A 21893-nucleotide genomic window follows, 5' to 3' on the forward strand; every position below is an offset into this window, starting at 1 on the left:
TGGCTTCATCAGTTGTCCAGGTGATCCGCGAGCTGGTTCAGGGTGCGTTTGAGCTCGAGGAAGATCATCCCCAGCTTGGCCTCGCGCGTCACCAGCAAGACCAGCACCGACTCGGTGCCGATCGAGTTGACGATGATGTACCCCTTCGCCGAGCGCACATAGACCTGCTCCACGTCCGCGCGCATCAAGTCGGCCGCGATGCGCTCGCCCACGCCGAGGAGCGAGGCGGCCATACCGCCGATGAGATCCTCGTCGACCTCGTTGGGGATGTGCGACGCGACGATGAACCCGTCCGAGGTCACCACCGACGCGCCGATGATCTCGGGCGAGCTCGATCGGAGCGAACGGAGCACGCCGTTCAGGCGCTCGGTTTTCGTCATACGATTCTTTTCGGTGATTTGAATATCATTCGTCGCCATCGCGCAACCTTTCTTGGAGTCTCCGCAAATTGATCCGATATCGTCTCTCGCGCGGATCGAGTTCGATGGTCCGTAGCCAAGCTTCCTGCGCGCCGGCGAAATCTTTGTTGCTCAAACATTCGAGCCCGTGCTCGAACAGCCGTGCGGCCTCGAGCTCGTCGTCCGTTCGATGCCGCCCCCCTATGGGAACGCTCCGCGGCGCGAGCTCGCGCCCGAAAATAGGCTCCAGCGGCCGCAGCGACGGACGTGCGAAGATATTGACGCCGGCCGGCGCGCGCGACGTTTGGAACTCGCCCGAGCGATCCGGCGCCGCCGACTCGAAGACCGTGAATGTCGGCTCCTCGGGCACGGCCGCCGGCTTGGGGGGCCGCACGGTGAGCGCCGACTCCGCGATGGCCGCGGCCACCATCGCCGGCGAGCAAGGCGCGGTCGGCAGATCGGAGTTGCGCGCCGGGCGCTCGTTGATGGTGCGCATGATCGCGCTCGCCACCGTGTCCGGCTCGCCGAACAGCGACGCCATGTAGCCATCGAGCGGCCGCCCGATCGCGCCAGGATCGAGCTCGCGCAGACGCCATCGCAGGGCGGCGGCCAGATCGGACGCGCTCGAGAACCGGCTGTCCGGCTCGCGCGCCATGGCACGAAGTGTCGTCCACGCGAGGGGCTCCGAGATCCCGCGGGCCACGGCTTGCGGCGGCGCCGCCTTGCCCTCGAGCACGCGCGCCAGCACCTCGGTCTCCGTGCCGCCCGAATAGGGACGATAACCGGTTAGGCACTCGTAGAGGACGACGCCCACCGAATACAAATCACTGAGCGGATTGGGGGTCGACCCCAGGATCTGCTCGGGCGACATGTACCACGGTTTGCCGATGACCAGCTTGCCCCGGCTCTCGTGCACGGGCGCGGGGATTGGCTTCACGGTCGGCGGAGGAAACGACGAGTTCGCCAATTGTGTCACGCGCGCGATACCAAAGTCCACGAGCTTCACGGTCCCGTTGAACGAGACCATGATATTCTCCGGACTGATATCTCCATGTATCAGCCCGAGGTGCCACCCATCGGTGTCCACGTAGCTGTGCAGGTACTCGAGGGCGGCGCATACCTCCAGCAAGGTGCGCAGCACGAACCAAGGCTCGATGCGCTCGCGCTGTTCATGGCAGTGCTGCGCGATCTGCCGTAGCGTACGACCGTGCACGAACTCCATGGCAATGAACGCGCGCCCGTCGATCACCCCGACGTCGAGCACTTTCGCGATGTTATCGTGCTCGAGACCCGCAGCCACACGGCCTTCATCGACGAACATGGACGAGAGCTCGCCAGAGGCCGCGAGCTCGGCGCGCATGGTTTTCAGCACGCCACGCGTGGAGCCCGCTACCGTTTCGACGAACCAAACGTCGGCCATTCCGCCCGATGCAAGGCGTGAAAGCACTCGATACGGGCCAAAACTTTCGCCCTCGAAGAAGGCGTGTGATGCGCTCATGCGCGCTCGTCTCCTCTTTCTGCAAGACACTCGTGGCTAAGCTTCGACGTTCACTCGGTCGCAAACCGTTCCGCACGAGGTAGAGCGCGGAAGATCGCCCGGCGACAACGTGATGGGTAATTGAAGATACGGAGCGAATGGCAGGTATCAAGACGTGAGCGAAGGTCGCGTCGCCGATTTGGAGCATCTTTCCATTCGAGGTCTGAGGCCCGCGCACCTTCGATGTCGTTTCATGTCTCAAGCACAGCAACGCTCGGGCCACCGCGCAAAAACGCCACGTTCACCGCATTTTAGCGACGCAACCGTAATGAGCCGCCGTGTTCGCTGAGCTGCGATTTTTCCGGCCAGGTGCGCTTCGAGGGGGGTGGCGCTGAAAAATCGCATGAATGTCAGAATATCGAAATAGGGGTTCGAGCAGTGAAATGCGGCTGCACCGTTCAAAATGGTTACGCCATGGGAAAATCGCTGGACGCCTTTCCCCTGGTTCCATGAATCGTGCAAAATGGCCCCAAAATACCAGACGGCCGTTCATCGCCAATGGATGAACGGCCGCGGTGATTGGCGCGAAAATCGAATCGTTTATCGCTGGGAATACTTATCAATCCACGATAATACTTCGTCGTGCCAGCGCTTGGAGTTCTGCGGCTTCAAAACCCAGTGGTTTTCGTCGGGGAAATAGAGGAATCGCGAGGGCACTCCGCGACGCTGCAGCGCGGTGAAGGTCGACATGCCTTGCGTATCGACCACGCGGTAGTCCTTGCCGCCGTGGATCACGAGCGTTGGTGTCTTCCAGTTCTGCACGAAGCGAATCGGATTGTGTTTGGCGTAGTTTTCGGGGTTTTCCCAGGGGGTTCCCGCGTGTTCCCACTCGGGGAACCAAAGTTCCTCGGTGTCGAAATAGGCCATGGTCTCGTCGAGGTTTCCATCGTGGCAGACCAGCGCCTTGAAGCGATCGGTCTTGCCGTTGATCCAGTTGATCAAGTAGCCGCCGTACGAGGCGCCGAGTGCGACCGCGCGTGATTTGTCCAAGAACGAGTACTTCGCGAGCGCCGCGTCGAGGCCCTTCATGACGTCTTCGTACGGCGCGCCGCCCCAGTCGTTGCGGATGGCGTCGGTGAAAGCTTGGCCGTATCCGGTGGAGCCGTGGAAGTCGACCATGATGGCCGCGTACCCGCGCCCCGCGAAAATCTGCGGGTTCCATCGGTAATGGAAGTGGTTGCCGAAGGAGCCTTGCGGTCCGCCGTGGATCAGCATCGCGACCGGAACCGGTCCGCGCGCGCCGTGCGGCTTGACGATCCACGCGTGCACCTTCTCGCCTTTGGCGCCGTCGAAGGTGAAGGGCTCGGGCTCGCCGAAATCGATGGCCGCGATCTTGGCGTCGTTCAGGTGGGTGATGGGCTTCGGTGTGCGTCCATCCAAGCCCGAGACCCAGATTTCGGCGGGGTTCGTGAGCGTGTCGCGGGTGAACACCAAGCGATCGGTGCCTGCGCGCGGGGACATGTACGTGCCCTCGGCGCCGAGTGTGGTGACCTGCCCCGAGTCGGCGGCGACGCCGAAGAGCCCCTTGTGCCCGAGGTGATCGGCGGTCACGTAAATCGTGCGCCCGTTGCGGCTCCAGGTCAGCTCGCTGGCCGAGCGATCCCACGCTTCGGTCAGCACGCGCGAGGCGCCGCTCTTCCAATCCATCACGACCACGCGGCGGCGGTCGGCCTCGAACGTGGGCCGCGCCATGGCGAGGTACGCGAGCTTGGTGCCGTCGGGTGAGAAGACCGGCGACGTGTCCTCGGCCAGGTTCTTGGCCGTGATCGAGACGGCGGCCGCGCTGCCGTCGGAGGGCACGCGAAAGAGGTCGATGTTCGTAGACCAAGCTTCTTCGCGCCCCACCCGCTTCGACTCGAAGACCACGGTGCGCCCGTCGGGGGAGATGGCGATGCCCTCGGCGCCCGCGAAGGGACCCGACGGAGCGTCGAACGCGGAGCCCTTGGTGAGATCGATGGGCGGGCCGTCGGGGCGCCACACGAAGAGATGGCGGCGTTTGCCGTCATCCCATTTGTCCCAGTGGCGGAACATGGCTTGGTCGTAGGCCATCACCTTCGAGGGCGACTTGGCCTTGGCGTCATCGCGCTTGGCCGTCTCGTCGAGGGTCTGCGCGTCGGGGTACACCTCCATGGAGAGGAGCAGGCGCTTGCCATCGGGGAAGGGAAGGACGAAGTCGACGTCCAGCGGCAACGACGTGATCTGCGCGGGCTCGCCGCCGTCGAGCGCGAGGCGGTGCACCTGCGCGGAGCCGCTGCGGGTGGAGATGAAATAGAGGCTCTTGCCGTCGGGGGCGAAGCGGGCGGCGAAGTCGCGATCGGGGTGCGTGGTGAGGCGGCGCACCTGCGAGCCGTCGGTGGTGGCGAGCCAGAGGTCCGTGCGGCGCTTGTTGGCCGGCAGATCGGTGCTCGCGACGGTGAACACGACGAGCTTGCCATCGGGCGAGATCTGCGGATCGTCGACGCGCTCCATGGCAAGCAAATCGTCCACTGTGAACGCGTGATGGGGACCTGCCGCGGCAGCGCGCACCTCCGGGAGGATTGGGCTGGCAACTGCGACAGAGGGTGCCTGGGGGGCGGGAGCTGGGGATGTCGTGGCGCAGGCGGCGAGCCCTCCCACGAGCGCGGGCAAAAGAAGGCGGAACTGATGCATTGAATTGGCCTTTTACACCAGTTGTCAATGCCATGGACCTTCAAACGTTGAATGGAAATGGATTGTGGCACGAAGCGGCGCGTCGTTTCACCGCCACGTGAACGGTTGCTCGGGCATCGGTCACCAAGTGAGCAGCGAGCAGCGAGCGTTGCAGTCGCATGCAGCGGGGGAGATCGAGCAGCAGCAGGAAGAGCGCCCGCTCGAGGCGCGCCCGACGCGAACGGATCCCGGGTTTCCCGGGCGCTGGGGCGAGCGTGCATCCACTGGGATTTTGAACGCGGAAGGCCCACGGCTCTCGCGAACCACGCCGGACTTCATCGGGGTGGTGCGCGGCGGGCGCCCATCGAAGTACGCCGACACCATCGATGCGTTTCCGATGGAGAACGCTACGACGCAGAACGTCACGTACGAGGTGCTCCCGGGCGATCTGGAGCCGCCGTACGCCCCCGCGGCCCCCGCGGCGTGTGAGGCTTCTGGGGCGCCAGCGACCCCGGCGCGTCATAGGGTTCAAAGGGTGGAGCCCATCGAGCCCACGTGGCCATCGGGGGTACCGCTTCAGCGCGCGCCGGCCGCGGCCGCAACGCCGCCCTCCAACGAGACGATCGATGAGCTCATCGAGGGTCTGCGGCTCGAGGTTCAAACGCCGCGCAAGCGCCGGGAGCGCCGGGGCGGGGATGGCTCGCGCTCCAGCAGCGAGCTCCGGCCCCATCGATCTCCGCCCCCGAGCCGCGAGCACGCGCTCGGGGTGGGCCCGGATGCCTACCGCCCGCGGTTCGAAATGCCGTCGGTGCCGAACGCCCTCGCCGGCCCGCCACGTCCGCCGCGCGGGGTGACCTTCATTCCGCGCCGCTTCCAGCGGCACGGGCCCTTTGCGGTGGTGGCCATCGCGCTCCTTCTCACGTGCTTCGTGGTGCCCTTCGTGGTGGTGCGGCTCTCCAAGGGCGAGGCGCTGGGCGAGTCGTACAAGGCACCCATTACGACCACGGTTGCCCTCAGTGTGGCCATTCAGCCGCCGCCTGCGCCAACCGGGCCGATCGTGGAGCGCTCCATGGCGCCCGTTTCAGCCGCGCTTCCGCCCGCGTCGCGAACCCTCTCCGACGTGGCGCCCACTCCGATGCCGGCCCGCGCCGCGGCCGCGGTTCCTGCGAACACCGCCGCGAACAAACGGCCCGTGCGCGAGCAAGCCGCGCGCACCGAGGCAACCGCGACCGCCCGCGCCGACGAGCTCGAGTCGGATATCGGGGCGCCCACGCCAACCCCGCCGCCCAACCCGGCCCCGCCGCCGCGCGTCGTATCTTCGGCGTCGAGCGCGGATCTTCTGACGGGGCACTGACGCGCCGTCTCGTCGACGGCGTCGTTATCGCGCGACCTGCGCGGTCTCGCGCTCGGCGATGGCTTTGAGCGAGGCGAGACCCGCTTCGAAGTCGCCGCCGATCAGCTTGTCCATATCCATGAAGAGCGAGAAAGCCTTGGAGACGAAGTTGTTCGTCCCGTCGATGGCCCACGTGACCTTGGTGCCTTCCGCGGTGGGGACGAAGGTGAAGGTGGCGGTGTCGGTGGCCGCGAACGGCTCGATGAACTCCAGGTTGATGGCGATGCGCGACGGTGCATCGCTCGCCTCGATCGTCATCCGGCCCTCGCCCGCCTTGCCGTTGCCCGCCCAGGCGTAGATGGCGCCCACGCCCGCGGGGGCGCCTTCGTAGGTGCGCCGGAGCTGGGGATCGAGCTTCTCGTACGGCGACCACCCCGTCCACTCGTGGAAGTCGTTCACCTGCGCGAACGCCCTCTCCGCGGGTGCGGCCACGGTGACCGAGCGCTCGACGTGGAACGTGGAGGGGCGGGTGGAGACGACGAGGACGAATACGACGGCGACGGCAGCCAAGCCGAGAAGAATCTTGCGGAACATGATGGGCCTTTCGTTTTCCGGCCCGCTGGCCGGCTTCAAGGAGGCGTCGTATGACGTCCCGCCGGATCGACACCACCGTCGAATTTTGTGTCGATTGCGCCATCACTTGGCGCGACTCTTTTCTTTCGTGGCCCCGCCCGCACGTTCGATCAAGAGATCCCACACCGCCCGCACCCTCGGCACATCCCGTAGCGCTCGGTGGGTGACGAGGAAAAGCTCGTCCTCCGGCCACTCCGCCGCCGCCGCCCGAAGCGGCGTACCAATGGAGATGGGAACGAGCCCGTAGTGCTCCACGCTTTGGTTCGGCACCAGCGCCATGCCCACGCCGGCCGTCACGGTGGCGAGCTGCATGGTCAAGCTATCGGAGCGCACCACCGGGTCCGTGCCCCGCACGTGCTTGGAGAACCAGCGCGCCGCCGGGATGTTGGAGAGGCGCTCGCCCCAGCCCACCCACGGCGCATCCGTCCAAGCGCGTAGGGTTCCCACGGACTTCGCCAGCTTGGGCGAGGCCACCAGCACCCACTGCACGGTGGTCAGCCGGGTCACGATCAGATCGCCGCGCACCGGGCGCACCACCCGCAGGGCGATATCGGCTTCGCGGCGCGTGAGATCGAGCACGGCCTCGCCCGGATCCAAGTCGATGCGCAGGCCCGGGTGCCGCGCGAGCAGCTCTTGGAGCAGCGGCGCCACCAGCACTTGGGCCGCGTCGGGCGGGCAGGTGAGTCGCACCAGGCCCGAGACCTCGCGCTCGAGGCCCTCGGCCGCGTTGGTGAAGCGGGTCATCACTTGCTCCATCTCCTCGGCCACCGGCATGAGATCCTCGGCGGCCTTGGTGGGCGTGATTCCATCGCGCCCGCGATCGAAGAGGGTCGCGCCCAGCGCCTCCTCCAGCGCGACCAGGCGGCGCGAGATGGTCGACGCGTCGCACCCGAGCAGCCCGCCGGCGTTCCCCACAGTGCGGGAGCGGCAGAGCGCCAAGAAGACCCGGACATCGTCCCAACGAAGCTCCTCGCGCACGACTGAAGGGCGTTGCATAAACGCATTCGTAACATGCAAACGTGGGGCTGGCGATGCAAACGCGCACGGTGCATCTTCTCTCTGGTCGGGGCGACGAAAACCCCGAAAAAAAACGAATCGCACCTTTTGCAACGGCCAACGAGCCCATGGCCGGCGAGCCACGAGCCGACGGCCAACGAGCCAACGAGCCAACGAGCCAACGAGCCAACGAGCCAACGAGAAAGAGAGCCCACCATGAACACCACGCAAACCAGCCCGACCACCAACGTTTCGAATGTCACCCTCATCGTCGGCGGCACCGGCAAGACCGGTCGCCGGGTGGCCGAGCAGCTCACCGCGCGCGGCATCCCCGTGCGGCTCGCCTCGCGCAGCGCGTCGCCGCGCTTCGACTGGGAGGACGAGGGCACCTGGGGACCCGTGCTCGAGGGCGTGGAGTCGATGTACATCACGTACTACCCGGATCTCGCGGTCCCGGGCGCGGCCGAGAACATCCGCCGTCTCGCCACGCGCGCGGTGCAGAGCGGCGTGCGGCGCATCGTGCTCCTCTCGGGGCGCGGCGAGCACCAAGTGCTGCCGGCCGAGCGCGCGGTGCGCGAATCGGGCGCGGCCTTCACCATCCTGCGCGCCTCGTGGTTCGCTCAGAATTTCAGCGAGGGGCACTTGCTGGACCCCATTCTGCAGGGCGAGCTCGCGTTCCCCGCCGGCGACATCGCCGAGCCCTTCATCGACGTAGAGGACATCGCCGACGTGGCCGTCGCCGCGCTGACCGACGCCAAGCACGCCGGCAAGATCTACGAGCTCTCGGGCCCGCGGCTGCTCACCTTCGCGGAGGCGGTGGCGGAGATCTCCGAAGCCTCGGGCCGGCCGGTTCGCTACGTGCCCATCTCCACGGAGGAGTACGGCGCCGCCATCGCGCCCTATGTACCGGCCGACTACGCGGCGTTCCTGGTGGACCTGTTCAGCCAGATCCTCGATGGGCACAACGCCTACCTCTCCAACGGCGTGCAGCTCGCGCTCGGCCGCGAACCCCGCGATTTCCGCGACTACGCGCGCGCCGCTGCCGCTTCGGGCGCATGGGGTGCGGCCACGACCTGATGCGCGCCGGATGAACGGCCAAGAACTTCCGACGAACTATCATGGTCGAAGCGCCCTTCCACCACGAGATCCTCGGAGGACCGCCCGCGCGTCGCGGACCGGCCAGCCTCCGAGGGAGATCACGATGGCGAATCGATGGGGTGTGGGCATCATTGGTGGGAGCACCGAGCGCGGTTGGGCGAGCGCCGCGCACATTCCGGCGCTGCGATCCCTTCCAGAGTACGAAATACGCGCAGTCAGCACCCGCCGTCGCGCGTCGGCGGAGCGAAGCGCGCGCGCGCTGGGGATCACGCTCGCGTTCGACGATCACCGCGAGCTGCTCGCCCGGCCGGAGGTGGACATCGCCCTCGTCTCGGTGAATGTGACGCAGCACCGCGAGCTGGCCTTGGCGGCCATCGAGGCGGGGAAGACCGTGGTTTGCGAGTGGCCGCTCGGCAAGAACCTGGCGGAGGCCGAGGAGATCGCCGGGCGCGCCAAGAAGAGAGGCGTCAAGACGCTCATCGGTCTTCAAGGCCGCTTCGCGCCCGCCGTGCGCTACCTGCGCGACTTGGTGGCCGATGGCTACATCGGCCGATTGCTCGGCACCCGCATCGCCGGCGCGGGGCCGGACACCCTCTGGGCCGGCGTGCTCGACCTGCCCTACGAGTTCAGCGCCGACATCGACAACGGCAATACGCTCCTATCCATTCCGGCAGCGCACGCGCTGGAGCAGCTCTCCTTCGCCCTGGGCGACATCGTGTCCGTATCGTCGACCCTGATCGCGCGGCGCGGCCAGGCGGTGCGCCTTCGCGATCAGGCCATCGTCCCCATGACGGCGCACGATCAAGTCGCCTTCTCGGGGACCTTGGAGGGCGGCGCGCTGGTGTCGGTTCACTACCACGGCGGACCCGTGAAGGGTCCCGTCTTCGTCTGGGAGGTGCGGGGCACCGAGGGTGAAATCGTCCTCTCCACCGAGCACGGTTATCCCAACATCTCCGAATTGGAGATTCAGGGCGGGCGCGGCGACGAGCCCTCGAAGGAGCTATCCATTCCAGCCGAATACCGATTGGCGCCACCGGAGGCCAACGGGGCAGCCACCAATGTGGCCAGCATGTACGTGCAGTTTGCACGCGATTTGGCCGAAGGCACCGAGCTGACACCGGACTTCGATCTGGCCGTGCGCCGCCACCGCCTGATCGACGCCATCGAGCGCGCCAACGCCACCGGCGTCCGTCAAACCGTGTAGCGCCGCGCAAAAATCAAGGGCGCGCGCGTCCCACGCGGCGGGTGCTTCGGGCGACGAGCTCGGCTTCGTCCACCAGGGTGAGCATCGGCTCCCCGGGCACCCCGATCATGACCACCACGAACCGAGTCCACGCGTTTGGAAGGTTGTTGGCGGCCTGATAATGAATCACATCGCCCCCCGGCTCCCAAAACGCTTCGCCGGCGCGGAGGATCCGTTCGGGCTCGCCCTCGAGCTCGAACACCATTTCGCCCTCGGTCATGTATCCGAACACCGGGCCGGAGTGGCGGTGGGGTGGGGTTCCGCGGTTACCCGGCGGAAGCTCGATGAGCGCGGTCATCACCTGGGCGTGGGGGGGAATGAAGGGCGGCGTTCGATCCAGGAGCAGGGTCAGCGCCGAGCCGGGACCGGAGCAGGCGTGCGTGTTCATACGAAGGACGATAGGTTCGGGAACTGGACGGTGTAAATGATCCATTTCGATAAATATGGATCGTCCACTTCCCTGGCGCCCTGCCCGGCCGACGACACAGCGCGCCAGGCCGCTGCCGCTCGCGGGATCGCGGGATCGCGGGGTGAGCCGCTCCCGCCTCGCGACGAGAGAGGGCATGAGCGCGCGAACCTTCGACGGCATTGGTTCTCGGGACGGCACATACAGGTGAGGGCTGGCCGCGACACGCCCATTTCGGCCGCGGCCTTGGTGAAGCTGCGGCGTTCGGCGATGAGGGCAAACCAGGCCAGGGAGGGGAGCTGGGAGGGGTCCGCCGATTATTAGTAACACTTGCTTACCACTGTAGTTAGCTTTGTGTTCTTGTTTCGAACCAATCCGGGGTCTAAGCCTTTCGCGAGCGGCCTGGAGGGGCCTGGCCTCGGCATCTCCTCTCCTCCCGACGAGGTGGTTCCCACGAAGACCGTGAAAGTCCGAGATCGGAATAGGTACGATCGGCCCGAGCCGGTCCGTCGGGCGCTCGCCAAGCTGGTTCCCTTCTACGAAGAGAGCCTTTGATTCATCTGGGGATCCCACCATGAAAAAGGTCCAATTTCGAAATAGCAATGGCAGCTCGATCAGCTCGATCACGATGGCCGCCGTCATCGAATTTCCCAGCGGCTTCGACGAGAAAAAGAAATATCCCGCCATCGTCGTTTCGCACCCCAGTGGTGGCGTCAAGGAGCAAACGGCGGGGCTGTACGCGCGAAAGCTGGCGGGTGAAGGCTTCGTCTGCGTCGCGTTCGACGCCTCGTACCAGGGTGAGAGCTCGGGCGAGCCGCGGCAGCTGGAGAACCCCTATGTTCGAACGGAGGACATCAGCGCGGTGATCGATCATCTGACGACGCTCTCGTTCGTGGACGACGACCGAATCGGCGCCATGGGCATCTGCGCGGGCGCAGGCTACACGGCCAACGCGGCCATCAACGACCGGCGCATCAAGGCGGTTGGAACGGTGAGCGCCGTCAATATTGGTTCGATGTTTCGAAACGGGTGGAACAACGATATCGCGTCGGCCGATGCCATTCCGGTCCTCGAGAACGGCTCGAAGGCCAGGACCGCCGAGGCCAACGGGGCGGCCACCGTCACCATTCCCTTGGCGCCCCTTCGCAAGGAAGATGCACCTAACGAGGAGCTGCAAGAGGCTTGGGAGTACTACCACACCTCGCGTTGCCAATACCCCACCGCCCCCGGTTTTGCGACCGCCCGAAGCCTCCATCAAATCATCACGTACGACGCTTACCATCTGGCCGAGGTCTTTCTGACGCAGCCTCTGCTCATCGTGGCGGGAAGCGCCGCGGGGAGCAAATGGATGAGCGATACGCTCTACGCGCGCGCGGCGAGCATGAAAAAGAGCTTTCACGTCATCGAGGGCGCAAACCATATGTCCCTGTACGACGTCCCCAAATACGTGGACGAAGCCGCGTCCAAGCTGGCGACCTTCTTCAAGGCGAATCTCTGAGCGGTGCATGGCCTGATCCGAGCGTGCCGCTTCGCTTTGCCGTGAAGCTTGGCTCACTCCGACATACGTTGCCACCTTCGCCAGGTCTCCTGGATGCATAGCGGATGCGCGCGCGCACAATTCATTGCATGGGCTTTGGGCGTCTGTTAACGCCTGGGTGGTGGTTCGTTCAAGAGGGATGACGTGGTTCGTTGCCGTCGCCATCGGGACGCTCGTCGGGCTCTGTCGGGAGGCCCGCGCGGGCACGGCTGCGGATCCCGTCGATCTCACATGGCAAGGATTGCCGGGGTGTCCGACGGAACAGGACGTGCGGGCCGAGGTCATCGAGGCGATGGGTTCGGCCGCGGCGGGGCGGCGCGTTCGTGCCCGCGCCGTGGTGACGAACGAGGGCGAGCAGGTCTGGGCGGTCGAGCTCACGAGCGAGATGGACGGACGCTCCCATCGGCGCGTGATGCGAGCGCCCAGCTGCGCGGAGCTCGGGTCGGCGGTGGCAACGGTGCTCGCGCTCGGGGTGAGCGGCGAACGGCCAACGCCGTCCAACGTTCCTTCCGGTGAGACGTCGCGTGAGAAGGATGAGAAGGGGGAGAAGCGCGAGAAGGACGAGAGGAGCGCGGCGAGCGAGGAGGACGAAAACAGCGCGAAGCGTGAGAGGGATAGGGCGCCCGCTGCGCGTGCCGCGCGCCCGCCGTCGGAGCTGGTGCGCTTTGCGGCGGGGCTCGATGTCGCGGGTGGGACGGGCGCTTCGGGCGCCACGTCCCTTGGCGTAGGCGGACAGATCGCATGGCTGCCGGGGCGCTCGCGGCTCGAGGTGGGCGCGGTTTACTTTCCCCCGGCGGAGGTCTCGGGTGAGAAGTCCGGGATCGCGGGTGCCTTCGATGTGATGGCGGGGACGGTGGCCGCGTGCCATGCGCTCATCGCCGGCTCGTTTCAGCTGTCGCCGTGCGTCGGTGCGGAGGTGGGCCGCATCCATGCTTCGGGTCGCGGCTCGGCCGTCAAAACGTCCTTCGAAGATGCCAAGCTCTGGGTGGCGGGCAAAGGTGGCGCGCTGGTGGTGTGGCGGCTCGGTCGATTTGGGTTCCGGCTGCAGCTCGAGGCGGTCGTGCCCGTGAGCCGCCATCGCTTCTTTATCGAGGGGGTGGGCGAGGTGTATCGGCCGGCGCCCATCGGGGGCAGGGTGCTACTGGGCGGTGAGGTTCATTTTCCTTAACGAATGGCGCGTCGGGCGGGCACTCACCCAGATCCATGGCTGTCTCTTCGCTCTCCGGCCCGTATCTCGCTGCCACCGCCGATGGCGGCCGCGGGGGTCGCGGAGAAGAGACGCGCTCGGCGGGGGCGGTGCCGGGCTTCGAAGACCTCTACAACGAGCACGCAAAATTCGTGTGGCGCGCCGTCGTTCGCCTTGGCGTCGAGCCCATGGCGGTGGAGGACGTCGTTCAAGAGATCTTCCTGGTGGTGCATCGAGGGCTCGGCGACTTCGAGCGCCGCTCCTCGGTGCGCACGTGGATTTATGGCATCGCCGTGAATGTCACGCGCCACCACCGCCGATGGCGCGCGCGAAAGCCGTCTGGCGCAAAAGGCGACCACGACTCCATCGACACGCGCGCGTTGCCGGCGGATCCTGCCCACGCGCCGGACGCGATCCTGGAGAAAACGCAAGCGGCGCGGCTCCTTTTGCGGGTGCTCGACGACCTGGCGAACGATCAGCGCGAGGTCTTCGTCTTGGCGGAGCTCGAGGAGATGACCTTGGCCGAGATGGGCGAAATCCTCGGCCTGAGCCCGAACACCGTCGCGTCGCGCCTGCGCGCCGCCCGAAAAGCTTTCGACCAGGCGCTCGTCCGAGAACGCGCGCGCGACACGTGGAGAACCCGATGAGCGACGGCGACCTGAGTCGAGAATCACGCGCTCTGCTCGCGCTCGCGAAGGACGGCGGTCTGCCCGACGAGGCCCAGCTGGCGCACACGCGTGCGCGGCTGGCCGAGCGGATCGGTGCCGGCGCCGTCGCGGGCGCCTTCGTGGCCACTGCGGCGAAGACGGCATCGGCGCCGGTGGTGGTGGCGAAGACCGCCGTGTCGTCATCACTCACGATGAAGCTTTTGGCGGTGATGGCCCTCGTCGGCGGTGGTGCTGCCGGAGGCTATACGTACCACGTGCATCGGCAAATGGCCGTGCGGCACGCGCCGGTCGCGGCGCCCGCACCGGCGGCATCCGCGGCGGACGTATCGCGTCCCGTACCCCTCGACCTCGAGGCCCCGCGGCCTACTGCGCCCGCGCCGCATGGCCCTTTACCGCGTCCCATCGCGCAGGTCTCGAGCGCAAAACCCGCCGTCCACCCCGCAGAGGAGAGCGAGCCGGCGCGCGCGCGTGAACCGGTACGCGCGGCCCCCGCGTCCATTCCAGTGCTTGGCGCGGAGGACTCCACGTCGAGCGTGAGCCGCTCGCCACGAACGGCGCCGGAAGGGCTCATGGAGGACGTGAACCACCTGCGCAGCGCGCAGCGCGCCTTGGCGGAAGGAGACGCCGCGCGCGCGCGTCGCGAAGTGGAGCTGGTGCGCGCGGACGGGCCGCTCGCGGAAGAACGCCACGGCCTGCGCGTTCTGGTGGAGTGCTCGGCGCCGAAACGCACGCCCGAGATGGAGAAGCTCGTCGACGACTTCGCGCGCGCGCGGCCCGAGTCGGCGCTCCTGCCGCGCATTCGCGCGGCGTGCGCGCGGTAAGGTCGATTTCATGACGAACACGCGGGCCGCGGGCACTCACTTCACATCGATGGCGATGGACGCCGTCCAGAGGAGTTTGAAATCATGATTTCGATATGGAAGCGCGCGCTCGTCGTCTCGGTGGCCGGCAGCTCGTTGGTGGTCGTCGCATGCGGTGGAGAAGACGTTTCGCTGGGCAAAGGAAACCAGGGTATCCAGTCTGGAGATCGAACGGGGAACCAGGGCGGCTGCGCGCCCGATAGCTGCGCGGGGCAAGTAATGGAATGCGTGGCCCCGGAAATAGCCATCAACGCACGGTGCGGCGCCGATCCCACCTCGAATCCCCCCGGCGCGTGCAAGCTCCTTGCCGAATGTGTAACGATCGATCCGGGGTGTGGACCCCACTCCTGCGACAATATGATGATCGCGTGTGCGCTCCCGCAGCGCGCGGTCAACACGCACTGCGTCCCCGATCCTTACGCGGGCACCGGCTCGAGTCCTGTTGGAAGGTGCATGCTCAAGACCGACTGCGTCGACTGAGTCCCGGCGCGGAGAGGCGCACGCTGGCGGAATACTCTTTCTCCTTCCGTTCTCTCTTTCTTTCTTTCTTTCTTTCTTTCTTTCTTTCTTTCTCTCTCTCTTTCTCCGCCATCGCACGAAATGCTCTGTGCCGGCTTGCGCGAGCGGAGACGGCACAGAGGCTTATTCTCATTACGGCACGCCCGGGGCGTCATTCGCACACACGGCTTGGTGAGCCTGGGCGCCAACTCTCGGCGCAGGTAATCCAGTGTGCGTAATGGCGCGCAGCCCGGAGTACATTTGCCATTGACTCGTCGATGTTTTGCTGAAATGTCGTTTCGTGTTTCCTCGATTGCGAAAGAGTTGCGGCGTCCCTGAATGCTTGTGGCTACAGGCGTCTTTCCCCGCCATGACATCATTGGCGCGCGGCAAATCGAGCCTTGCGACCGGATTGTCGCACCGCGACAGGGGGCTGGGATGATTTCGTTCCTGGCGCGATGAGGAATCCTTGGCTGGCGCAACGATTGCGATACAGTCGCCGCCCACGTTCGCCGCATGGCAACGGGCGAACGATTGACAACAATTCATCGAGGAGACGTCATGCGCGTTATCCACAACCGCCTTCGCATGAAGGCACATGTCGTTGCAGTCATCGCCGTTATGCTCCCCGTCGCCGCTTGTGTGCAAGCCTCGGACGAGCAAGTCGATGAGTCGGTAGGAGCATCGGGCTCGGAGCTCTCCGCTGCCGACGAGAACTCCGCCGCCCGTTTTGCGAACGAGACGTACGAGGCCGCGGCTCGCCGCCACGACGTGCGTTATCGAACGAACCACAAGGACGAATTTCAGCTCGGACCCACCGCCAAGGACAGCCAGGTGCCGGTGAGCCAGGCAGACATGTCCGGTGTGCCCACATGGAGCGACGCGGATATCCTCGCTCACTTCGAAAAATCCCGCGATCTCCGGTTCATGACCACGTCCAACCGCCCCACCTTCCAGCGCCGCATCTCGTGGCTCTATCCCGACGATGGGTGCTTCGCGCGCGCGGAGCTGGTCAACGCCAAGGCCGCGGAGTGGGGCAAGGGACGGCCTTACCACCTCTTTTCGTTCGGAAACCTCACGGTCCGCACCAACAATCACCCCAACGGAAGCGTGAGCTGGTGGTACCACACGGTGCCCATCGTCAAGAGCGCCTCGAGCGGCGAGATCATGGTGCTCGATGCAGCCCTCGACGCCAAAAAGCCCATTCCTTGGAAGACGTGGCTGCTCATGCAAGTATCGAATCTTAACAACGTGAAAGTTTCCGTGTGCGATGGGAATGCCTACGGACCCAGCAGCTCGTGCTTTGGATCGGGCTCCGCGACATCCTCCGCGCTGAGCGCCGAAGAGGGAACCTACCTGCAGCGCGAGTGGGATCGGCAGACGTCCCTCGGGCGCGATCCGAACAAAGTCCTGGGCGACTCACCGCCCTGGGGCGGCGGCGGCACCCCTTCGTGCGACGGCACGAGCTACACCGGTAACCTGGCCAGCGGCGCATCGGCCTTGCAGCCCGGCACCGACGGCTACACCAGCGGCGGCTCCGGGACCCACAGCGCGCAGCTCGCCGGCCCGAGCGGCACGGACTTCGACCTGTTCCTCGAGAGCTGGAACGGTTCGGCGTGGGCCCAAGTGAGCAAGTCCGACGGCTCGACGAACAACGAGTCGATCTCCTACCCCGGAAACGCCGGCAAGTACCGCTGGCGCGTCACCTCGTACAGCGGCAGCGGCGAATACACACTTTGCGCCAAGCGGCCGCAGTGAGCACGGGGGGCTTCCTTTCCGTTTTCACGTTTCGCGTTTTGCGTTTCGCGTTCTGCGTTTTGCGGTTCACATCTCGCGTTTCTTGGTTTCTCGTGATGTTGCGACCTCGTGACGTTCGCGATTTTCGTGACGCGGTGGTCGAAGCTTCGTAGGAAAGAAGTGTGAATCCCCCTGGAATCGTTCCGCACGAGTGAGTTTGCAGCCGCCGCGCGCATTGCGTTCGAGACGCGATCCCGGCCCGGCCGAACCTGCGAATGCGCTTGCGGAACGATGATCCCCGCGTGAACCGAGCGCCCGGCGCGGCGGGTGCGCCGGGACCGATGGGCTCGAGGGATTAGGGCTTTTGGATCTGCGACCGGATTTCGCCGTTCGGGTACGTGGCCGAGTGCGCGTTGATGTAATATTGACCAGTATTGAGTTTGTCCAGGTCGGTCGCCCCTGCGTCGGCTCCGAAGAGCGTCCCTTTGACCCCAGCGCCATTGTTCACGAGGTTCAAGGTGTTGACGACATCGCCGTTCGCGCCCGCGGCCCCGAAATGGATGTGCGCCATGGTCGCGACCATGCCCGAGAAGACCGCCTCGTAGCGAATCGACTTGCTGTCGGGCGCGAGAATGAACTGCGCGATGCCCGTGGCGGTCGATGGGGTGGAGGGCACCTCCTTCGCGCCGGTCATGCTGCCCGAGTAGAGCACCTCGCCCGGGAGCACGAGCTGCCCGCGGATCTCGCCGGCGGGTTTGAGCGTGGTGTGCACGTTCACATAGAGCCGCCCCTCCGCCAGATCGGTGACCTGCGCCGCGGTGATGGGCTTCTTCCCGTCGATGATCCCCGTGGTCGCCGCGAAGTCGATGGCGACGTCGCCCGCCTTGGCCGCGAGGCCCGTGTGGATATGCGCCATGGTCGGCGCGAGGCTCGTCTTGACGTGGTAGAGGAGCTCCTGCGTGTCCGCGCGGAGGACGACCGCCGCGGTGCCCGTGGCCGCGGAGCCCGAGGGCGGCACCTCCTGGCCGCCGTTCAAGCTCGCCACGTACAGGATCTCGTTGGGGTGCAGAATTTGGCCGCGGATTTCACCGCCGTGGTTCGTGGACGAGTGAAGGTTGATGTACCATTTTGCCGAGTCCAGGTTGGGCACGTCGTCTGCGCTGACGATGGGAATGGTGCCCTCCATGGTGTTGCCCAGCGGCGAGATCGAATAAACGATGCTGCCCGACTCCATGGCCGCGCCCACGTGGATATGCGCGTCGGTGAGGTTTTGCACGTTGTGTTGAACGCGGTACGAGAGCGTCTTCTTGTCCGCGCTCAAGACGAGATCGGCCTTGCCCGTCGCGGTGGTCGCCACCACCTGCGGAGTCTCCTGGTAGCCGTTCAGCTCCGCGTGGTACGCGGTGGGCCATGGACCGCTATCGGCGCGGTTCGAGTCGGGTTTGTTCGTGTCGGTGCCCGCGTCACGGCCTGGTGAGTTGGAGTCGTCACCGCTGCACGCGACGGCGGGCAGCCCCAAGCCGGCGAGGGATGACGCCACGAGAACCACACAGTGAGAAGACTTCATATGCACCTCCCCGTGAAGAATTCATTTCCGGGAACGCCGCACGGAGCCCAACACGACGGCCCACGCGAGGATCGCGTGGTCCTATTCTGGAAGCGCCGGCACGGTTCGCGAGGCGACGATCCAGGGAAGAGGATATCGCCTCGGTTTCACCGGCGCATGCGATTACTTACTCAACCGTCGCAAACTCCGAGCCGCGATGTCCTTCGGTGTCCGGATGGTCGGTCCACTCGTGGTTTCCCTCACGCGGCGTGATGAAGAAGACGCGAACCTCGTCCGTGTGCAGCATGCCGGAGTGCGCAACGCCCTTCGGAATGAGCAGCGTATCCCCGGCGCCGACATGGTGCGTCTGATCCGGAGCACCCTCCCGGCGCAAGGTCATCGTCACCCGTCCCTCGAGGATCATGAGCATCTCGTCGCCGCCATCGTGCCGCTCCCAGGCCCCGTTCTTCTCGCGGCCGAGGCGGATCACCCCCAGCATGGCGTCGCTCTCGAGCGCGAAATCGCCGAGGAGCTGCAGACGCCGAGAATCGGCCATCGCGCCGAATGCGGCCGCGATGTTGAAGCTCGTTCCTTCGACGTCGTTCTTGTTCACGTTTTTCATTTGGCCTCCATTGCTTGCCTGCCATCAATATGCGAATGTTTCGTCACATTCGCCATTCGCATTCCAAGCTGCGGAGACCCACGCCCGTGACCATCGATACGACACCGAGAAAACGGCCGCGCCAGGCGCGCTCGCATGCCACCGTGGACGCGCTCATCGAGGCGGCCTCTCAGGTTTTGATCGAGCACGGCTACGAGGGCGCCACCACCGCGCGCGTGGCCGAGCGGGCGGGCGTGAGCGTCGGCTCGCTCTATCAGTACTATCCGAACAAGGAGTCGCTCGTCGCCGCGCTCATCGAGCGGCACGCCTCCGCGTTCGTCGGCGCCATCGAGCAGGCGTTCGCAGGAACGGTCGATGCGTCGCTCGAGGAGGGCTTGCGCGCCATCATCCGCGCGGGCCTCGACGCGCACCGCATCGACCCCGCGCTCCACAAAATCCTGGTCGAGCAGGTGCCGCGGGTGGGGCGCATGGCGGAGGTGATGGACATCAGCCGGCGGGTGACCAAGTCGATCGAGCAGCTTTTGCGCGCGCACCTGCGGCGCCTCCCCAAGGAGCGCGATCCCGCGCTGGCCGCGCTGGTGATCGAGACCACCCTGGAGGCGCTCACGCACAAGGCCGTGATCGAGCGGCCCGAGCTGCTCGCCAGCGGCAAGATGGAAAAAGAAATGTACGCCATCCTGTCCGGCTATCTGTCGAGCCCGCCCGTTCTCGAGCTCCGGAGCGCACATGGCGCGCAGGTGCCGAGAAAGAAGAAGGCCGCGCGACGCACGCCCCGCGAGGCCGGCGAGGGGCGCGATGGGTAGGTTGCGACTGAATCGCGCGCTATGTAATATGGTGCCGTGAAAAAGCCCGGCCCGAAGGCGAACGCCGCCCCCGCACCCTCGTTGCGGCTCGACGATCAACTGTGCTTCGCGCTCTACGCGGCGGGTCTAGCCTTCAGCAAGGTCTATCGAAAGCTCTTGGGCTGCCTCGGGCTCACGTACCCTCAGTACCTGGTCATGATGGTGCTCTGGGAGCGCGATGGCCTGACGGTGACCGAGATCGGCGCGCGCCTCTTTCTCGACTCGGCCACCCTGACCCCGCTCCTCAAACGGCTGGAGGCCGCCAAGTGGATCACGCGGGCGCGCGCGGCCGAGGACGAGCGGCAGGTCATCATCTCGCTGACCAAGGCCGGACGCGCGCTGGAGACCAAGGCTCGCGCGGTCCCCGTGGGCGTCGGCTGCGCGCTCGAGGACTGCACGCCCGACCAGCTGATGGCGCTCAAGGGCCAGCTGGAAGCGCTGCGCGCCGCCCTCGCGAAAAATCCGTGACCCACCGAAACCGGGGCGGCCGGGCTGCGTACGATGGATAGTGCGCGATTCAATAGCGCGCGATAAAACCTACCGACCGTCTCTCATTTCGAGGAGCTTCGCATGAGCACCGTCCGCAACGTGATGTACGCCTCCATCCTGACCATGAGCGCCGCCTACTCGGGCGCCGCGATCGGCGCCGATAGTCCCTCGGGCACGGCCAAGCCACCTTCGGGCGGCGGCGCCAAGACCGTGGTCCTCGTTCATGGCGCGTTCGCCGACGGCTCCTCGTGGAGCTCGGTCATTCCCTTGCTCCAGGCGAAGGGGCTCAAGGTGGTGGCGGTGCAGAACCCGCTCACGTCGTTGTCGGACGACGTGCAATTCGCCAAGCGCGCGATCGACGCGCAGAGCGGCCCGGTGATCCTGGTGGGGCACTCGTGGGGCGGCACCGTGATCTCGGAGGCCGGGACGAATGACAAGGTCAAGGCGCTCGTCTATGTCGCGGCGTTTGCGCCTTCCTCGGGCCAATCGACGTCCGACACGGGCAAAGGTTTCCCCGTCGCGCCGGGCATCGCCACCTTGCAGGTCGACGCATCGGGCTTCGCGTCCTTGCCGCCCGACGCGGTGAGGCAACACTTTGCACAAGACGTATCGCCCGAGCAGGCGAACTTGATCGCCACCACGCAAGGCCTCATTCGCGCGGCGAGCTTCGATCACAAGGTGAGCACGGCGGCCTGGCTGTCCAAGCCGAGCTGGTACATCGTCGCCAAGAACGACCATATGATCCCGCCGGATCAGCAGCGGGCGATGGCCAAGAAGATCAATGCACGAACGACCGAGCTGCCGGCCAGCCATGTGCCGATGTTGTCCCGACCCCAGGACGTGGCCAATGTGATTGTCTCGGCGGCCGAGAGCATCAAGTAAGCCCGCCATCACCGAGACGTCGGGGCCTCGAACAGCCTCGATTCTCCGAACGGCCTCGAACCGTCGCGCGCCCGCCTTTCACGGCAAGGGATGCGCGAAGACGGTCGGGGCCGTTCGTTTTTTCAATGGGGCTTTCGAGCGTAGTTCGAATATTCGAAATGTACGGTTGGGTCGAGCGGGCCATTGGATGTCGAAATCGCATTGCAAGGAATGGATCCCGGCCTACGTTGGCGCACACGATTCGGATGTTCGATCGAGGCGAAGATTGAAATCGCGCCAAAGCGCCGGCACTTTGGCGCGTGAAATGATATGAGCGACAATGCGCATTCCTCGTTCGTCGATTCACTGTACGGATTGTGCGGACGGCGCGGAATCTTCTGCCAAAGGAGCCATCCCATGCGAGTCGCCTCTTTTGTAAATGTCGTGGGTGCCATGGTCACGGGCTTTGCCCTGATCGTGACGGGTTGCAGCAGCGCGCCGGATCCCGAGCCGTCGGGCGCGCGCGCGGATGTGGACGTCGAGGAGAACGTTTCGACGCAGGCCGGTATTTGTCCGTTCGTCTGGACGTGCGCGGCGACGGGTACCATTTACACCACGCGCTCACGATGCACCGCAGCTTGTAGTGGGTCCGTATGCGAGGGCGATTACTACTGTAGGCCGGGTTGCGTCTGTCCGTAACGTCTGGGCGAATGAATGAACGAATGGAATGGGTCGACCCTGCCCCAAGGAGCATCACGCGCGTGCTTTTCACATT

21 protein-coding genes are annotated in these 21893 nt (G+C 65.7%); 13 read left to right on the forward strand and 8 right to left on the reverse strand.

The window, feature by feature from the left end; genetic code table 11:
- Positions 1-8: 8 nt before the first annotated feature.
- The 3 genes from LZC94_45505 to LZC94_45515 form a co-directional block, all read right to left on the reverse strand.
- On the reverse strand, positions 9-419 hold the full coding sequence (locus LZC94_45505) for a roadblock/LC7 domain-containing protein (protein WXB15063.1): 411 nt from the start codon (positions 417-419) through the stop codon (positions 9-11).
- Positions 406-1896: a serine/threonine protein kinase gene (locus tag LZC94_45510; GenBank protein ID WXB15064.1), complete on the reverse strand. Its 1491-nt coding sequence runs from the start codon at positions 1894-1896 to the stop codon at positions 406-408. Before LZC94_45510 ends, LZC94_45505 begins: the two co-directional genes overlap by 14 nt.
- A gap of 579 nt (positions 1897-2475) precedes the next feature.
- Positions 2476-4404, reverse strand: coding sequence for a S9 family peptidase (locus tag LZC94_45515; GenBank protein WXB15065.1), 1929 nt, complete (start codon positions 4402-4404; stop codon positions 2476-2478).
- A gap of 244 nt (positions 4405-4648) precedes the next feature.
- Here LZC94_45515 and LZC94_45520 point away from each other — a divergent pair, with 244 nt between their 5' ends.
- Positions 4649-5917, forward strand: coding sequence for a hypothetical protein (locus tag LZC94_45520; protein WXB15066.1), 1269 nt, complete (start codon positions 4649-4651; stop codon positions 5915-5917).
- 24 nt (positions 5918-5941) lie between these two features.
- Here LZC94_45520 and LZC94_45525 read toward each other — a convergent pair whose 3' ends face one another.
- Together LZC94_45525 and LZC94_45530 are read right to left on the reverse strand one after the other, a co-directional pair.
- A complete protein-coding gene (locus tag LZC94_45525; GenBank protein WXB15067.1) occupies positions 5942-6490 on the reverse strand; it encodes an SRPBCC family protein in 549 nt (182 codons plus the stop codon).
- A gap of 102 nt (positions 6491-6592) precedes the next feature.
- Positions 6593-7525 carry a LysR family transcriptional regulator gene (locus tag LZC94_45530; protein ID WXB15068.1) on the reverse strand — a complete coding sequence of 311 codons (933 nt, stop codon included), beginning with the start codon at positions 7523-7525 and terminating at the stop codon, positions 6593-6595.
- 216 nt (positions 7526-7741) lie between these two features.
- Between LZC94_45530 and LZC94_45535 the strand changes: the two genes are divergently transcribed.
- Entirely contained in the window at positions 7742-8602 is an 861-nt protein-coding gene (locus tag LZC94_45535; protein ID WXB15069.1) for an NAD(P)H-binding protein, read from the forward strand.
- Positions 8603-8726: 124 nt separating this feature from the next.
- Positions 8727-9827 (forward strand): Gfo/Idh/MocA family oxidoreductase, encoded by a 1101-nt coding sequence (locus tag LZC94_45540; GenBank protein ID WXB15070.1) that lies wholly within the window; start codon positions 8727-8729, stop codon positions 9825-9827.
- 13 nt (positions 9828-9840) lie between these two features.
- Here LZC94_45540 and LZC94_45545 read toward each other — a convergent pair whose 3' ends face one another.
- Positions 9841-10254, reverse strand: a complete 414-nt coding sequence (locus LZC94_45545; GenBank protein ID WXB15071.1) for a cupin domain-containing protein — start codon at positions 10252-10254, stop codon at positions 9841-9843.
- A 592-nt stretch (positions 10255-10846) separates the two neighbouring features.
- Here LZC94_45545 and LZC94_45550 point away from each other — a divergent pair.
- The 6 genes from LZC94_45550 (at position 10847) to LZC94_45575 (ending at position 16779) form a co-directional block, all read left to right on the forward strand.
- Positions 10847-11770 carry an alpha/beta hydrolase gene (locus LZC94_45550; GenBank protein ID WXB15072.1) on the forward strand — a complete coding sequence of 308 codons (924 nt, stop codon included), beginning with the start codon at positions 10847-10849 and terminating at the stop codon, positions 11768-11770.
- A 178-nt stretch (positions 11771-11948) separates the two neighbouring features.
- Positions 11949-12977, forward strand: coding sequence for a hypothetical protein (locus tag LZC94_45555; protein ID WXB15073.1), 1029 nt, complete (start codon positions 11949-11951; stop codon positions 12975-12977).
- 35 nt (positions 12978-13012) lie between these two features.
- Positions 13013-13642, forward strand: a complete 630-nt coding sequence (locus LZC94_45560) for an RNA polymerase sigma factor (GenBank protein WXB15074.1) — start codon at positions 13013-13015, stop codon at positions 13640-13642.
- Positions 13639-14484 carry a hypothetical protein gene (locus tag LZC94_45565; GenBank protein ID WXB15075.1) on the forward strand — a complete coding sequence of 282 codons (846 nt, stop codon included), beginning with the start codon at positions 13639-13641 and terminating at the stop codon, positions 14482-14484. The genes LZC94_45560 and LZC94_45565 overlap by 4 nt, the downstream gene beginning before the upstream one ends.
- Before the next feature lie 84 nt (positions 14485-14568).
- Entirely contained in the window at positions 14569-15003 is a 435-nt protein-coding gene (locus LZC94_45570; GenBank protein WXB15076.1) for a hypothetical protein, read from the forward strand.
- Positions 15004-15582: 579 nt separating this feature from the next.
- Positions 15583-16779 carry a hypothetical protein gene (locus LZC94_45575; protein WXB15077.1) on the forward strand — a complete coding sequence of 399 codons (1197 nt, stop codon included), beginning with the start codon at positions 15583-15585 and terminating at the stop codon, positions 16777-16779.
- Positions 16780-17113: 334 nt separating this feature from the next.
- Here the strand turns inward: LZC94_45575 and LZC94_45580 are convergent, their stop codons facing one another.
- Positions 17114-18325: a CHRD domain-containing protein gene (locus tag LZC94_45580; protein ID WXB15078.1), complete on the reverse strand. Its 1212-nt coding sequence runs from the start codon at positions 18323-18325 to the stop codon at positions 17114-17116.
- Between the two features lie 166 nt (positions 18326-18491).
- Positions 18492-18926: a cupin domain-containing protein gene (locus LZC94_45585; protein ID WXB15079.1), complete on the reverse strand. Its 435-nt coding sequence runs from the start codon at positions 18924-18926 to the stop codon at positions 18492-18494.
- 86 nt (positions 18927-19012) lie between these two features.
- Between LZC94_45585 and LZC94_45590 the strand changes: the two genes are divergently transcribed.
- The 4 genes from LZC94_45590 to LZC94_45605 all read left to right on the forward strand — a co-directional run bounded on the left by LZC94_45590 (position 19013) and on the right by LZC94_45605 (position 21817).
- A complete protein-coding gene (locus LZC94_45590; GenBank protein ID WXB15080.1) occupies positions 19013-19729 on the forward strand; it encodes a TetR/AcrR family transcriptional regulator in 717 nt (238 codons plus the stop codon).
- A 36-nt stretch (positions 19730-19765) separates the two neighbouring features.
- Positions 19766-20236, forward strand: coding sequence for a MarR family transcriptional regulator (locus tag LZC94_45595; GenBank protein ID WXB15081.1), 471 nt, complete (start codon positions 19766-19768; stop codon positions 20234-20236).
- Between the two features lie 102 nt (positions 20237-20338).
- A complete protein-coding gene (locus LZC94_45600) occupies positions 20339-21139 on the forward strand; it encodes an alpha/beta hydrolase (GenBank protein WXB15082.1) in 801 nt (266 codons plus the stop codon).
- 396 nt (positions 21140-21535) lie between these two features.
- Positions 21536-21817 (forward strand): hypothetical protein, encoded by a 282-nt coding sequence (locus LZC94_45605; protein WXB15083.1) that lies wholly within the window; start codon positions 21536-21538, stop codon positions 21815-21817.
- Positions 21818-21893 lie beyond the last annotated feature (76 nt).

Source organism: Sorangiineae bacterium MSr11954, assembly GCA_037157815.1.
GTDB classification, from domain to species: Bacteria; Myxococcota_A; Polyangia; order Polyangiales; family Polyangiaceae; genus Pendulispora; species Pendulispora albinea.

Coding starts and splice junctions, on each gene's coding strand:
- LZC94_45540 (WXB15070.1), top strand. CDS start 8,727: ATGGCGAATCGATGGGGTGTGGGCATCATTGGTGGGAGCACCGAGCGC.
- LZC94_45550 (WXB15072.1), top strand. CDS start 10,847: ATGAAAAAGGTCCAATTTCGAAATAGCAATGGCAGCTCGATCAGCTCG.
- LZC94_45565 (WXB15075.1), top strand. CDS start 13,639: ATGAGCGACGGCGACCTGAGTCGAGAATCACGCGCTCTGCTCGCGCTC.
- LZC94_45560 (WXB15074.1), top strand. CDS start 13,013: ATGGCTGTCTCTTCGCTCTCCGGCCCGTATCTCGCTGCCACCGCCGAT.
- LZC94_45570 (WXB15076.1), top strand. CDS start 14,569: ATGATTTCGATATGGAAGCGCGCGCTCGTCGTCTCGGTGGCCGGCAGC.
- LZC94_45515 (WXB15065.1), bottom strand. CDS start 4,404: ATGGAGCGCGTCGACGATCCGCAGATCTCGCCCGATGGCAAGCTCGTC.
- LZC94_45545 (WXB15071.1), bottom strand. CDS start 10,254: ATGAACACGCACGCCTGCTCCGGTCCCGGCTCGGCGCTGACCCTGCTC.
- LZC94_45600 (WXB15082.1), top strand. CDS start 20,339: ATGAGCACCGTCCGCAACGTGATGTACGCCTCCATCCTGACCATGAGC.
- LZC94_45605 (WXB15083.1), top strand. CDS start 21,536: ATGCGAGTCGCCTCTTTTGTAAATGTCGTGGGTGCCATGGTCACGGGC.
- LZC94_45530 (WXB15068.1), bottom strand. CDS start 7,525: ATGCAACGCCCTTCAGTCGTGCGCGAGGAGCTTCGTTGGGACGATGTC.
- LZC94_45535 (WXB15069.1), top strand. CDS start 7,742: ATGAACACCACGCAAACCAGCCCGACCACCAACGTTTCGAATGTCACC.
- LZC94_45555 (WXB15073.1), top strand. CDS start 11,949: ATGACGTGGTTCGTTGCCGTCGCCATCGGGACGCTCGTCGGGCTCTGT.
- LZC94_45510 (WXB15064.1), bottom strand. CDS start 1,896: ATGAGCGCATCACACGCCTTCTTCGAGGGCGAAAGTTTTGGCCCGTAT.
- LZC94_45525 (WXB15067.1), bottom strand. CDS start 6,490: ATGTTCCGCAAGATTCTTCTCGGCTTGGCTGCCGTCGCCGTCGTATTC.
- LZC94_45585 (WXB15079.1), bottom strand. CDS start 18,926: ATGAAAAACGTGAACAAGAACGACGTCGAAGGAACGAGCTTCAACATC.
- LZC94_45575 (WXB15077.1), top strand. CDS start 15,583: ATGCGCGTTATCCACAACCGCCTTCGCATGAAGGCACATGTCGTTGCA.
- LZC94_45505 (WXB15063.1), bottom strand. CDS start 419: ATGGCGACGAATGATATTCAAATCACCGAAAAGAATCGTATGACGAAA.
- LZC94_45580 (WXB15078.1), bottom strand. CDS start 18,325: ATGAAGTCTTCTCACTGTGTGGTTCTCGTGGCGTCATCCCTCGCCGGC.